This is a genomic window from Bacteroidales bacterium (assembly GCA_014860585.1).
Classification (GTDB): domain Bacteria; phylum Bacteroidota; class Bacteroidia; order Bacteroidales; family 4484-276; genus RZYY01.
Genome location: JACZJL010000098.1, coordinates 22404 through 37879 on the forward strand (window position 1 = coordinate 22404; position 15476 = coordinate 37879).

A 15476-nucleotide genomic window follows, 5' to 3' on the forward strand; every position below is an offset into this window, starting at 1 on the left:
GCTGTGTAGAGCGAATGGGGAAAAACTTGCATTTGTTCAAAACTTCAGGAAGTATTCTAAAATTTGAACATAAACATTTTTCATGGTCAACTGGTTATTTTCAATAAAAAGTATGAGCGACTCCAACAAGAAAACAGCCCCAAACAAACTGATTTACGAATCCAGCCCTTACCTGCTCCAGCATGCGTATAATCCGGTAGATTGGCATGCATGGAATGCCGAAACCCTGCAAAAAGCAATGAACGAAAACAAGATGCTGCTCATCAGTATCGGCTATTCTGCCTGCCACTGGTGCCATGTGATGGAACGGGAGTCGTTTGAAAATACTGAGATTGCTTCTGTGATGAATGCCCATTTCGTGTGTGTAAAAGTTGACCGGGAAGAGCGCCCCGATGTGGATGGTGTTTATATGAATGCTGTACAATTGATTCACGGTAACGGAGGCTGGCCGCTGAATGCTTTTGCGCTGCCTGACGGAAGACCATTCTATGGTGGAACTTATTTCCGTCCCGAGCAATGGATGGAGTTGCTGAACAGAATTGTTGAACTTTTCCGTAAAAGTAAGCCAGACCTTGAAAAGCAGGCAGTTCAACTCACAAAAGGTATCAGCCAGGATGTGCTGATTAAACCTTTAAAAGAAAAAGTTTCATTCAACCGGACACTCCTTGAGGAGGCTTATAAAAAATGGAACTACAGTTTCGACCTGACCAATGGCGGGTATCGTGGCGCACCGAAGTTCCCTTTGCCCAACAACTTTAGTTTTCTCCTGCGCTATTACGTGCTGACCGGGAACGACGACCTGTTGGATTTTCTTAACCTGACGCTCAGTAAAATGGCTTCTGGCGGTATTTACGACCATCTCGGCGGTGGATTTGCGCGCTACTCTGTAGATGCATCCTGGAAAGTGCCCCACTTCGAAAAAATGCTTTACGACAATGCACAATTGATCTCCCTCTATTCAAAAGCATATCTTTTTACAAAAAACAGAATGTACCTCAAAATTGCAGAAGAAACTGCCCACTTTGTGATGCGTGAACTCACCTCTCCCGAGGGTTTATTCTTTTCGGCGCTGGATGCAGATTCGGAAGGTGTGGAGGGTAAATTTTATGTCTGGACAGCAAAACAGTTCAGCGAAATTTTAGGCAAGAATGCGGAATTAATGGGTGATTTCTTTGGAATAAACGGTGAAGGTTTTTGGGAAGAAGATAAAAATATCCTTGTTAAACCCCTCGAAGAATTGGATTTTTCACAAAGCAAAAACATCGGGAGTGCGACATTTCATGATTTGTTGAAAACCTCAAAGGAAAAACTCTTAACTGCCCGTAACCAGCGTGTTCGCCCGGGTTTGGATGATAAATGCCTGACTTCCTGGAACGGGCTGATGATCAAAGCACTGGCAGATTTGTATATCGCCACCGAAAACCAGAATTATATCCATGCTGCGTTAAAAGCCGGGGATTTTATTGCTGAACGATTAATCCAGCCGGATGGAAGCATATTACACACTTTCAAAAACGGAAAAACCGGTGTTCAGGGCTTTTTGGAGGATTACAGTTTTACTATCGAGGCGATGATCAGTCTTTTTCAGGTTAGTGGTATTGAAAAATATATCACCCTGGCCGACAACCTTGCCAAATACGCTGTGATTAGATTTTATGATAAATCAGAAGGTTTGTTCTGGTTTACTGATGAAAAAAGTCATGACCTGGTAGCACGTAAAAAGGAGGTGATTGACAATGTAATTCCATCCTCAAATTCAAGTATGGCCATTGCCCTTTTTAAACTGGGTAAAATTATGGAAAACCAGGATTACATTGAGATTGTCAGAAAAAATGCCGGCATGATGAGTGAAAACATCAAAAATTACCCCACCTCATTTTCTAATTGGGGAACGTTGTGGTTGTATCTTTCCGAATCATTTTTTGAGGTAGTAGTATGTGGTGAAAACGCCTTATCGTTTTCAGTACAAATGCAACAAAGTAAATATCCCGCGAAAATTGTCGTCAGCAGTAAAAATGAGAGTAGTTTACCTGTTTTTAAAAATCGCTTCCAGGAAGGCAAAACCTTTATTTACGTGTGTTCCGGCAATGTTTGCCAGCAGCCAGTTGAAACTGTCGCTGAAGCATTGAAACAGATGAATGGCGATTAATCATAAGAAAAATCCTTTAGTACCTTACGATATACGGAAAATACGCGGGCTCTCGAGATGAAACCAACATATTTACCATTATTCAGCACTGCAACATTATATTTATCCGTATTTTGGAATTTTCTTGCAATTTGCTCCATAGATTCATCAATGTTTATAGTCACCTCAGGGCGGAAGAGCAGGTTGCTGACCAATGTATTATCATACAATTCAGGCCTGAAAATAATTTCACGAATGTGATCCATAAAAACGATCCCCATAAAATTTTCATCATCATCTACAACCGGGAAAATATTTCGTGACGACTTGGTAATCAGTTTAACGAGATCGCCAAGTGTAGCATCAGGTCTGATTTTTAAAAAATTGGTTTCGATAAGTTTGTCTGCCTTCATCATCGAGAGTACCGCTTTATCCTTGTTGTGTGTGATCAGTTCACCACTTAAAGCAAGTTTCTTACTGTAAATGGAGTGTGGTTCAAAATATTTTGTTGTTAAATAAGCAATGGTAGCGGTGATGATTAAAGGAGGGAACAATTCGTAACCACCTGTGATTTCGGCAATAAGAAAAATGGCAGTCAGCGGGGCGTGCATCACACCGGCCATTACGCCGGCCATCCCAACAAGCGAAAAGTTACTCTCGGAAACTGAAAAATCTGAAATCGTGTTGATCAGTCTCCCTGTAAAAAATCCGATGACCCCACCCATAAAAAGTGACGGGGCAAAAATCCCACCCACCCCGCCTGCACCAGTTGTGGAAGCGGTTGCAATTGCTTTAAAAAAAATAATCATCAGGAGTAAAAGGAGGAATATCCATTTATTTTGGGCAAAATCGCCAAATAGACTTTGATTGATAATATTTTCGCCATTCCCGTTTAAAATATCCATCAATCCACCATAACCCTCCCCATAAAGTGATGGGAAAATGAAAATCAGCGCTCCAAGAATGCTACCTCCAATCACAATGCGTGAAAAGGGATTTTTAATCAGCTCAAATTTACCTTCAATCTTCATCAAAGTTCGCGAAAAGTAAAAAGATGCAAGACCTGACGTAATACCAAGGAAAACATAAAAAGGGACATCATTGATGATAAAAGGAGCCTCGATAGTGTAGAAAAACACCACACTGCTCCCCATTAGAAACCAGGTCACCAAAGCGCCGGTTACTGCAGCTATCAGCAGAGGGATTAGAGTCGTTACAGTGAGTTCGATCATCAGAATTTCGATGGTGAAAACAACCCCTGCTATCGGGGCTTTAAAGATACCTGCGATGGCCCCGGCGCTGCCGCATCCAATCAGCAGAATAACTGTTTTGTAATTGAGCCGGAACAAACGTGCAAGGTTTGACCCGATGGCAGAACCTGTTAGTACAATTGGCGCCTCCAGCCCGACTGAACCTCCAAAACCTACCGTTAATGAACTACCAATTACCGAACTAAAGGTGTTGTGTGGTTTAAGCATCCCGCTTTTCCTGGATATCGTATAGAGGATTTTGCTTACTCCATGACCAAGATCATCCTTAATAAAATATCGCACGAAAATTACAGTCAGAAATATCCCGACCATCGGTAATCCTAAGTATAGTAAATACTCCTGTTTAAAACTAAATCCACTTGAAGCAATTCTATAAGTGAAGTGGGCCAGATTTTTTAGTAATACCGCCGCAATACCACTTAAAATACCGATAACTATGCTTAATACCAATACAAACTGCTGATCCGGAACGTTTTTTACTCTCCAGATCAAGAATTTTCCGAATAGAACCTGCACTTTCATAGTGCTTGCGAAAGTAGATAAAAATTCAGACTTATCACCGAAATTGCTGATTATAGCCTCTCCTATAGAGGTAAAATAGTGAATGAAAATAGTTTGTTTAAAAAATTAGTTATTAACAAAAAAATGTATTTTTGTCAACTTCGATGCAATTGTAAGGATTTGACAATAGTATGATGGTTAAAGAGTGAATTAATGCCATTTTTAATTATTTGTTTTTTGGGGGATTTATTCGCAACAATTCGATGATTTAATCTTATTGATGACAGCAATGCTTTACTTTTCAAATTATTTGATCCAATTAATTATTCAAAGAACACTTAAACAATATTATACTAAAGATTTTAGCCATGAAAAAGAAAAGTTACCGAGATGAATTTATCAGTTGGAGAATTCAATCGATTCTTATTGCTCTTTTTTTAGTTATTTTTTTACCAGTTTTCACCAGCGCCCAGGATGCTGAAATCAGTATAACCGGGGTTGAAACTTCAGATATTGACTTGCAGGAGGACCCTGAAGGGATGTGGGAAATCATCCGAAACGAATTGAATGCAGAGCAAAGAGACGGACAGGGTTTTCCCCCGATTTGGGATGTACCTGTAAACACCGGAACCATACACGGTTATATCATTAACCTGGCAGCCAATCCGCGAATTAATGAAATTCCACTGCAGTATGGCGACTATATCGGAGGGTTTTATCTTCGCAATGGAGAAAGAATTTGTGGTGGCGCAAGGATGTGGACCGGAACGGAAAATGTAATTTGTACCCTTTTTGGTGATGACAATACCACTACAATAAAGGATGGATTCTCAGGAGGTGAATTGATTGAGTTCAGATTTTTCCTGCAGGAGACACAAAAAGAGTATGTGGTTTCAATCATGTCCTATTATGTTGCAACAGGTTATGTAACCAATGGAAGGTGGTACCCTACTTCACTATCGATGGTGATGAATATGAAGGCTGTTAAAGCCATGGATTTTTATATCAGCACCTCTGAAAATCCGATCTGCATCAATAACCAGGTTACCCTAAGCGCCAACGAATTCATCGGCACCGGGGGGCCTTACACTTTTTTATGGTCTTCCAATCCTCCGGGATTTGATCACACTGTTCAGAATCCACCACCTGTTTCACTTGATGTGACAACCAGTTTTCTGCTTACCGTAACTGATCCCGTAAATACTTCCGTGCATCAAATCTCTGTAATGGTAAATGATTATCCCACAGCTTCGGCAGGTAACGATGGTGAGATTTGTGCTAATGAAACCTTTGAGGTTACCGGTGTATCGACAAATGCACTCAATGTCCAATGGAGTACCAGTGGTGACGGTACTTTTGCAAATCCTTCACAGGCCAGTACTGTTTATACACCCGGAGAGCTTGATAAAAACAGCGGGTCTGTGGTGCTAACCTTTGAAGCAGAGCCATACAGCCCCTGCTCGGTTGATGAATCCGATGATTTAACACTTTCCATTTACCCTTTACCCTCAGTCATTGCGGGAGAAGATATGAGTGCATGCGGAAATGAAACTGTGATCTTAAATGCAACCTCCACCAATTATGGACTTATACAATGGACAACAAGTGGTTCGGGTACCTTTAGTAACCCAACTTCATTGACTACACAATATATTCCTTCAGCCAATGACATTACCAATGGTGTAACACTTACGATCTGTGTTAATGCAATCAGCCCCTGTGTTTATCTGGTTTGTGACCAACTTAATATTTCTTATTTACCCGGCCCGACTGTTGCTTCATCAAGTATTATCCGCAGGTGTGAAGGACAAACTTTTAATCTGAACGGAAGTGCATCCAACAATTCCGGAGTGCTTTGGACAACACAGGGTGACGGTACATTTGCCAATCCAAATGTGATTCAGACCGTTTACACTCCAGGGCCACAGGACGTAGCAAATAGCGGTACGGTTGTTACATTAAATTCTCTGCCTATTCCGCCATGTGATATCCCGGCGACGAAAAATGTTAATCTTTTCATCCAACAGCTTCCAAAGGTTATCACCTTTGGGCCGAACACGGATTTTGCCTGTAAAGACAGCTATTTGCAACTGAATGCTGTTGCTCAGGAATACACTTCAGTTGCATGGACAAGGATTGGAGATGGTACGTTCAGTGCGTCCAATATCCTCAATCCAAAATATTTCCCGGGACCAAATGATATTGCAAATGGGAGTTTTACGCTGATTCTCACTTTAGGCCCAAAGCAATATTGTTCGGTAGGAACTACTGAAAATAAGACCGTTCAGATCATAGACAACCCGACTGTCGGGATATCCACAGTTTCAAATCAGCTTGTTTGTGCAGAGCCACCATTCCAGGTACAGGGCCAGGCAAATTCGTACCAGAGTGTTTTATGGAGTACAGCGGGAGACGGCAGTTTTGGAAATCAGAATGCACTAAGTACATCTTATACTCCAGGACCAACAGATATTTCGTCAGGTTCAAACATTCAACTGACCCTGGTTGCAGCCCCCATTGCACCTTGTCAGGTATCTGCTGAAGATTTTATATACGTAAGTTTCAGGCAACCACCAACTGCCAATGCAGGAAATAATGCCACGATTTGTGAAAATCAGACTTATCAGTTAAGCGGCTCGGCTGTTTCCTACAGTTCAGTGCTATGGCAATCCAACGGCACTGGTAGCTTTAGCAACACTGCTATATTGCAACCGGTTTACACTCCGTCAAACCAGGATGCAATGAATGGAGGTGTGATTCTCACTTTAACCAGCAATCCAATTTCTCCCTGTGCTGTTTCAGCCTCAGACCAAATGGTTTTAACCATTCAACGACTTTCATCAGCCAATGCAGGAACTGATGCCACTATTTGTGAAAACCAAACCCATACTTTGAATGGATCAGCATTAAGGTACACCTCACTGCTCTGGACGACCTCAGGCACCGGAACGTTCAGTAACACTGGGGTACTTAATCCTGTTTACACACTCAGTGCTGCAGATAAACTTGCAGGATCGCTGACGCTAACATTGACTTCCCAGCCTTTGTCACCCTGCTCGGTATCGGCTTCAGACCAGATGACCTTAAACATTAAGCAACTATCGACAGCCAATGCCGGCGCCGATGCTACCATTTGTGAAGATGCAACTTATTCATTAAACGGTTCGGCACAGAGATATTCAACATTGCTTTGGACTACTTCGGGAACAGGCTCTTTCAGTAACAATGGAATCCTCAACCCGGTTTACACTGCCAGCACCGGTGATAAGCTTTCTGGCTCAGTACAATTAACCCTGACCTCTCAGCCCGTTTCTCCCTGTGTAGTTACTGCTACAGATCAGATGACCCTTACCATTCAGCGGCTTTCGACAGCCAATGCCGGATCAGATGCCACCATTTGTGAAAATCAAACCCACACATTAAATGGGTCAGCGCAGCGGTATTCATCAGTGCTTTGGACTACTTCGGGAACCGGGACATTTAGTAACAGCGGAATCCTCAACCCTGTGTACACGCCAAGTGCCGCTGATAAACTTGCAGGATCGCTCACTTTAACGTTAACCACTCAACCGCTAACGCCTTGTGCTGTTGCAGCTACAGATCAGAAGGCGCTGACTATTCAACGACTTTCCACTGCCAATGCAGGGCTTGACGCCACGATTTGTGAAGATGCCACATATTTATTAGATGGCCAGGCTGAAAGGTATTCAGCGGTGCTTTGGACAAGCTCCGGTACGGGAGCGTTCAGCAACAGCGCCATCCTTAATCCGGTTTACACACCAAGTGCCGCAGATAAACTTGCGGGATCGCTGACGTTAACACTGACATCACAGCCTTTATCACCCTGCTCGGTCTCGGCTTCAGACCAGATGGTACTAAGCATCCAACAGCTTTCGACTGCTAACGCGGGAACAGATGCCACTATTTGTGAAAATGCAACTTATACATTGGATGGACAGGCTGTAAGGTATTCGGCAGTGCAATGGACAAGCTCTGGTACAGGAACCTTCAGTAATATCGGAATCCTCAACCCGGTTTACACACCAAGTGCTGCTGATAAACTTGCAGGATCACTGACGTTAACCTTGACGTCACAACCTTTGTCACCCTGCTCGGTTTCGGCCTCAGATCAGATGACCTTAAACATACAGCGGCTTTCAACAGCCAATGCCGGGCTAGATGCCGCCATTTGCGAAAATCAGACCTATTCACTCAGCGGTCAGGCCGAAAGGTATTCGGCAGTGCTGTGGACAAGTTCTGGGACAGGAACCTTCAGCAACAGCGGAATCCTCAACCCGGTTTACACACCTAGTGCTGCAGATAAACTTTCAGGATCACTTACATTAACCTTGACTTCACAGCCGTTGTCGCCCTGTTCGGTTTCGGCTTCAGACCAGATGACCTTAAGCATTCAGCGGCTTTCAACAGCCAATGCCGGGTTAGATGACGTCATTTGCGAAAATCAAACCTATTCACTAAGCGGCCAGGCCGAAAGGTATTCGGCTGTTCAGTGGACAAGTTCTGGCACAGGAACCTTCAGTAACAGCGGAATCCTCAATCCGGTTTACACTCCCAGCACCGGCGATAAATTGTCTGGCTCAGTACAATTAACACTGACCTCTCAGCCCGTTTCTCCATGTGCAGTTTCTGCATCAGATCAGATGACCCTGACCATTCAGCGGCTTTCAACAGCCAATGCCGGGTTAGATGCCACCATTTGCGAAAATCAAACCCATGCTTTGAATGGTGCTGCGCAGAGATATTCAACATTGGTTTGGACTACTTCGGGAACCGGCTCATTTAGTAACAGCGGAATCCTCAACCCGGTGTACACGCCAAGTGTCGAAGATAAACTTGCAGGATCGCTTACTTTAACCTTAATCACTCAACCAATTTCACCATGTGCTGTTGCAGCTTCAGATCATAAGGTGTTGACTATTCAACGGCTTTCCACTGCTAATGCAGGGCTTGACGCCACAATCTGTGAAGATGCCACCTATTTATTAGATGGCCAGGCTGAAAGGTATTCAGCAGTGCTTTGGACAAGTTCTGGCACAGGAACGTTCAGCAACAGCTCAATCCTCAACCCGATTTACACGCCAAGTGCTGCTGATAAACTTGCAGGATTGCTGACGTTAACTTTGACGTCCCAGCCTTTGTCACCCTGCTCAGTTTCAGCCTCAGATCAGATGACATTAAACATTCAGCAGCTTGCTACAGCCAATGCAGGGATAGATGCCACCATTTGCGAAAATCAAACCCATACATTAAACGGTTCGGCACAGAGATATTCAACATTGCTTTGGACTACTTCGGGAACCGGCTCTTTCAGTAACAGCGGTATCCTCAGCCCGATTTACACTCCCAGCACTGGTGATAAACTTGCAGGCGCAATAACATTAACTATGACAGCCCAGCCTGTTTCTCCATGTACTGTTTCTACATCAGACCAGGTGACTTTAACCATTCAGCGGCTTTCAACAGCCAACGCCGGGTTGGATGCCACCATTTGTGAAAATCAAACCTTCACACTGAACGCTGCAGCACAGAGATATTCAACATTGCTGTGGACTACCTCGGGAACCGGCTCTTTCAGTAACAGTGGAATCCTCAACCCGGTTTATACTCCCAGCACTGGTGATAAACTTGCAGGTGCAATAACATTAACACTGACAGCCCAGCCTGTTTCTCCATGTGTTGTTTCTGCATCAGATCAGATGACCTTAACCATACAGCGGCTTTCGACAGCAAATGCCGGATTAGATGCCACCATTTGTGAAAATCAAACCCATACATTAAACGGTGCGGCGCAGAGATATTCAACATTGCTTTGGACTACTTCGGGAACCGGCACATTTAGTAACAGTGGAATCCTAAATCCAGTTTACACACCAAGTGCCGCTGATAAACTTGCAGGATCGCTCACTTTAACGTTAACCACTCAGCCACTTTCGCCTTGTGCTGTTTCGGCTACAGATCAAAAAGTATTGAATATTCAACGGCTTTCTTCTGCAAATGCAGGACAAGATGCGCTATTTTGCGGAGATGAGCCCTATCAACTTGCAGGGCAAGCGATACACTATTCATCAGTACTTTGGGAAACCTCCGGATCCGGGACTTTCAGCAGTAATGCCATTCTCAACCCAACCTACACTCCAAGCCAGGCCGATCAAATGGCGGGTTTTATAAACCTAACCCTAACAGCAGTGCCTGTGTCACCATGCGCGATATCTGCTTCCGACCAAATGACGCTGATTATTGACATTCTTGAAGTTCAAAACGACCTGGTGATAAATCAGGAAGTTTATGTCGGAAATGCACTCGAACTATCGTTTGAAGTATTAAGCTACAGTGCAGGAAATTATTCATGGTTCTTCAATGGCACACTGATCGAAAATGCAACAGGATCTACCTTTGAAATCTTACAGATCACTCCTGCAGATGCAGGTTATTACCAAAGCGTGTTCACCAATAACTGCGGAACGGTTTCAAGTAATGAAGCCCTGGTTGAAGTATTGCAAACTTCAACGCACCAGGTAATCCTTCCGGAAGGATGGTGCGGTATTTCATCTTATGTTACCCCCGTAAACCCGGCAATGGAAGATATATTCAGTGACATCTTAGAAAACCTGATACTCATTTCGGATAATTACGGGATTTACTGGCCAGGTCAGAATATAAACACGCTGGGCGACTGGTCAGTTACAAAAGGTTATAAAATCAAAATGGAAACCATCAACCTGCTAAACATTGAGGGAAATATCCGCTATCCGATAGCCACTTTAAGTGCTCCTTTCGGCTGGTCATACCTGCCTGTAAACTCGCCATGCGCAGTTGATGTAGCTGAGCAATTCAGCGCGAACCCATCTGTTTGTATGATCAAGGATATCGCCGGAACTGGAATTTATTGGCCGGAATATGGTGTAAATACTTTACAAGAACTTTTACCTGGCAAAGCATACGAGATCTATAACAATTCGGACATCCCATTTACAGTCAGGTACCCGATGTGTGAGTCTCTGCCCTTAGAACCAGGGTTCAAGGTGGGTCAATCAGAGATCATCCATCCATGGAACAAAGTTCACAAAACACCATCCAGTCATATTTTCGGGTTTACCAATTCAGCGATTTCCGTTTTCGAACCGGGTGATTTGATCGGCATTTTTACACAGGATAATATCTGTGCAGGTGTAACTCAGTTTGACAATCATTCAGAGATGAATGTTTTAACTGCTTTTATAACTGATCATTCTGAAAGTCAGATCACCGGATTTGTTGAAGGTGAACTTGTTTCGTTTAAATTGTTCAGACCATCCACAAACCAGGAATTCTCCCTCGATGTAAATTATGCAGCCCAATCTTTAAACAACGGGGTTTTTGTATCAAATGGAATTTCGTTAATCAACAAAATTGAATTGACGACTACAAGTATTGACAATGATATTCCTGGTGGTGAAGATTTTTCAATGGAAATATTCCCCAATCCCACTACAGGACTTGTAAACGTAAGTTTCTCGTCTGAAAAACAAATGATTGGAGAAGTGACTATTTTAAATGCAACAGGGCAGGTGATTTTGAAAGGTGAAATTGATCACAACGATGACCTGACAGTGAAGAGTTACGACCTGACCGGTCATCCGGCAGGTGTTTATTACATTCGAATTGTTGCTGACAAAGTCTTGAAAAACGAAAAGATCATATTGAGATAATAATTTGTTTTCATAATTGTAAGCTTAAAGTGCTCCTCTTGCTGGAGCACTTTTTGTTATGACGAGGCTGTCTCAAAAGTCTGGATTTAACCCGAACCGTTGAAAATCCAAATGAAAGACTTTTGAGACAGCCTCGCTCAGAGTGCGTTCATTTCAGTTTGAAAAAATATTTCCGGCTTCAGGTTGTTATTAATAATTGAATCCTAAAAATGCAGCTTTCATGAAACTCCGGTTCATTTTAATTTTCATGGTTTTCCTGCCCTTTATCCCTATTAACGGCCAGGATTCTAAAGGTCCCCTGCGTATTGAACTGGAGGCACGTGCAGAAGTTTTTCAATTAATCCCATGTGGCATCGAGGGCGTGCTGGTCTTTTACGAAACCATTAACCAGACCGACACTCAAAACAAAGCATGGTTTTTCGTTTTTTATAACAACCTCCTCCAACCGGTTTGGTCAATCGAAATCCCGGTAATGATGGATGGTATTTTTCAGAACTATTATGCTGACGACAATCAGATGTACCTTGCTTTTCAGAAAACTGCCAAAGCGCGTTCGTATGAATACAATTTCCAGGTGATTTCGCTAAATATTATTGATTCAGAAAACATCAGTTATCATATGTTTGTGCCTGATCGGGCTGAACTTGTACGGTTTATTGTTGACGATGGAAAACTGGTTGCGGGCTTCAACTATTTCAAGGAAGAGGCGCTGATTATTATTAAAAGTCTTGCATCTGGTGAAGAATCAGTGGTTAAATTTACCGAACAGCCAACCTTTATTAAGGACCTTCAGGTTCAATCAAACCCCGACCAGGTTTTGGCGGTATTGAATGTCTATATTTCACGGCGCGAAAATGCCACTTATTTAAATAGCTATGATTTTTCAGGTCAGTTTTTGAAGTCAACGACGTTGGCGCCAGGCAAATCTTCTGAAAAACTGATCAATGCCCAAATTCATTTGGTGGCAAATGATGAACTTTTTGTTTTGGGAAGCTATAATAACTTGAACGGGAAAACACTGAGGTCCGAAGGGTCAGAACAGAATGAGCAGTCTGAAGGTTTTTACATCGCATACATGTCCGGTGGTCAGCAAAAATACCTGAGAACTCACAGGCTGCTGGATTTTAAAAACATCACCCAAATTCTGAACAACCAGCAGTTGGTTGCAGCCGAAAGTTTACTTAAGAAACAAAGCAAGCAGGGAAAAGAACAAAGCCTGAATTACGACTTCCTTATCCACGACCTCATGGTGAACGGCGATGAGTTTATCATGCTGGCCGACGCTTATTATCCCGAGTATCGTCAGATTTCGACCATGAGTTATGATTTTTATGGCCGTCCTATGCCTTACTATTACACGGTTTTTGATGGTTTCAGGTATTTTAATGGATTTGTGGTTAGTTTCAATAAGGATGGAGGTTTGAATTGGAGCAATGGAATAAAAATCTGGGATGTTCAGACCATGCAACTTTCCAGGAGAACCGCATTTTATACTGATGGCACCGATATGGTGCTATTTTACAATCATGATGGGAAAATCGTATCCAAAGTGATCGAAGGCTATGAAGACATTGGCGCTGTAGAAAATACAAAAATTGCCACCTTATCTTCCGGCGACGTACAGCTCGAAAGCAGCCAGGGGTCTGTAAGTCATTGGTATGGCGACTATTTCCTCGCCTACGGTTATCAAATCCTGCGAAGCACCGACAGTGGGAGCGGTAGTCGCCGCAAGGTCTTTTACCTGAACAAGATCATTTTCAATTAATCTGTTGAATATTTCCTGATCGTCGTCTCCATTTTAGCAAAATCTCTTTCCATACAATCAAGCAACTTCAGTTGATTTCTGGCCCGATCAAGGTTGTGCTGTGAGTGCCTGATTTTAAAATAAACATCACCGGCAAGGTAATCTGTCATAAACCTGACAGCCATTATATAGGTAAGAAGTTTGCAGGAGAAGGCCAGATGTTTTAATTCTGTAACATTGAGCATAGTATGGGTTTCGCGAAGATAACCATGAGCAAAATGGTGGAATAGCAGAATATCAAAATCCACTTTTGTCAAATCAGCCTCGTCTTCTGCAGCGGTATTGCAAAGTGTTCGCACGGCATCCCCAAAGTCATATAACACACTCCCGTTCATCACCGTATCAAGATCTATGATACTGATGGCCTGGCCATTTTCGTTAAAAAGTAGATTATTAAATTTGGTATCATTATGGGTGATCCTTACAGGGATTTTCCCCGCTTTTTCGAGCAGGAAAATCCGGTACATCTCTTCTTCCCGCATTAAAATCATATTCAGTTCCTTTTCAACCATGCTTGCACGATCAGCCGGGTTTTGCGCCAACACCTTTTTCAGATTTTCAAGCCGCATTTTTACATTGTGAAAATCAGGAATGGTTATGTGTAATGCACCACCAGGCAAATCGGCAAGTATGGCCTGGAACTTCCCAATTGCTCTTCCCCCTTCAAGGGCCTGGTTTGCAGTTAACTCTTTTGGTGCATAATGGGGCAGATAATTATAGCAGCGCCAGTAATTACCGGATTCATCCCGATGGTAATTTTGGTGTGCAATGGTTGGGATCAAACGGGGCGCCTGAAGAGCATATTTACCAGGATCGCAATTATATTTCAGGTTTATGTGTTCGGTGACCCTGAGAATATTTTTCATCAGACCTGGTACATCTGTAAAAATCTTATGATTTACCCGCTGAAGGATATAATCCTCTTCATCATCCGCTTCTGTTTCAACCAGGAAAGTGTCGTTGATGTGCCCCTCGCCAGTCGGGATCAAAGAGATTGGATGGCCTGTAATGGCAAACTGGCGGATAATCGAATGGATATCAAAGTTAAAGTTCGACTGCGGCATGATCGTCTATTTCCACAAATTTTCAGGATAAACCCCGGAAGCTACAAGACGCGTGATCATCTCCTTTGCCGACTCTTTGTCTTCGCGGTAAGTAACGCCAAACCATTGGGCATCTGACTTCAGGATTTGAATTGAGCCAAGTTTTTGCTCCATCATTTCCACCAACGGTCTTGCAATGTAGTACTCAGCTTTTGGGTCATCTTTAGCCTTATTAATGAAACGGGTAAACCCCTCCCTGAAAATTTTAAAAATTCCCGGATAAAAACCCCAGGCATTCATCGAAACGAAGGTTTGCCCATCGAGGACTGTCCATCCTTTTTCAGGAGCATCGTATCCAATTTCTTGTGATCTCCTTTCAATATTAGTTATCTCGGAAATGCTCTTCAACAACAGATCACGGGAATAGTTGCAAACGCCGCGTGAGACAGTACCAAACTCGGAGAGCGTCAACCGAAGCTGGTACCCAACCATTGCATGTCGTGTGTGGTCAGCATTCACAGCAAAATGTGATGCAACAGCTTTGTATGCTTCCAGGCTGTAAAAATCGTCGGCATTGATGGCCATGAAAGGCTCGTTGATTGCTTCATCAGCCACAAGTACGGCATGAGCAGTTCCCCAGGGCTTTTTACGATCGGGGGGTGCAGCTATTCCGTCCGGCAAATTTTCCAATTCCTGGTAAACATACCGGAGGTCAATTTTGCCATCCAGTTTGTTTCCGAAAAACTCCCTGAAATCAGCTTCGAGCTCTTTTCGGATGACTAAAACCACTTTTCCGAATCCTGATCTGATGGCGTCATAAATCGAATAATCAATGATTGCTTCACCCGATGGACCGATTTTGTCAATTTGTTTCAGCCCACCGTAGCGACTACCCATGCCAGCCGCGAGGATTAACAAGGTTGGTTTACTCATTTTTTATTTTTTTATTTAAAAGTCCTGCATTTTAATCAATTGGATCAATTCGCAAGTGAGATTTATTGCCAAATTCTATTTGACAAT

Annotated in this window: 6 protein-coding genes; 3 read left to right on the top strand and 3 right to left on the bottom strand. The window is 43.0% G+C overall.

The genetic code is table 11. The features are described from left to right. Nucleotides 1-112: 112 nt before the first annotated feature. The gene (locus IH598_09895; GenBank protein MBE0638821.1) at nucleotides 113-2149 is read left to right on the top strand and encodes a thioredoxin domain-containing protein; all 2037 of its coding nucleotides are present in this window, start codon (nucleotides 113-115) and stop codon (nucleotides 2147-2149) included. Here the strand turns inward: IH598_09895 and IH598_09900 are convergent. Then, nucleotides 2146-3921, bottom strand: a complete 1776-nt coding sequence (locus IH598_09900) for a chloride channel protein (GenBank protein ID MBE0638822.1) — start codon at nucleotides 3919-3921, stop codon at nucleotides 2146-2148. The genes IH598_09895 and IH598_09900 overlap by 4 nt on opposite strands. Nucleotides 3922-4268: 347 nt before the next feature. On the opposite strand from IH598_09900, the gene IH598_09905 reads away from it, so the two are divergent. Further along, a complete protein-coding gene (locus IH598_09905) occupies nucleotides 4269-11609 on the top strand; it encodes a T9SS type A sorting domain-containing protein (protein ID MBE0638823.1) in 7341 nt (2446 codons plus the stop codon). A gap of 220 nt (nucleotides 11610-11829) precedes the next feature. Further along, nucleotides 11830-13374 (top strand): hypothetical protein, encoded by a 1545-nt coding sequence (locus IH598_09910; GenBank protein ID MBE0638824.1) that lies wholly within the window; start codon nucleotides 11830-11832, stop codon nucleotides 13372-13374. Here IH598_09910 and IH598_09915 read toward each other — a convergent pair. Together IH598_09915 and IH598_09920 are read right to left on the bottom strand one after the other, a co-directional pair. Then, the gene (locus IH598_09915) at nucleotides 13371-14477 is read right to left on the bottom strand and encodes an aminoglycoside phosphotransferase family protein (GenBank protein MBE0638825.1); all 1107 of its coding nucleotides are present in this window, start codon (nucleotides 14475-14477) and stop codon (nucleotides 13371-13373) included. The genes IH598_09910 and IH598_09915 overlap by 4 nt on opposite strands. Nucleotides 14478-14483: 6 nt before the next feature. Beyond that, a complete protein-coding gene (locus tag IH598_09920; GenBank protein MBE0638826.1) occupies nucleotides 14484-15389 on the bottom strand; it encodes a nucleotidyltransferase in 906 nt (301 codons plus the stop codon). Between the last annotated feature and the right edge of the window lie 87 nt (nucleotides 15390-15476).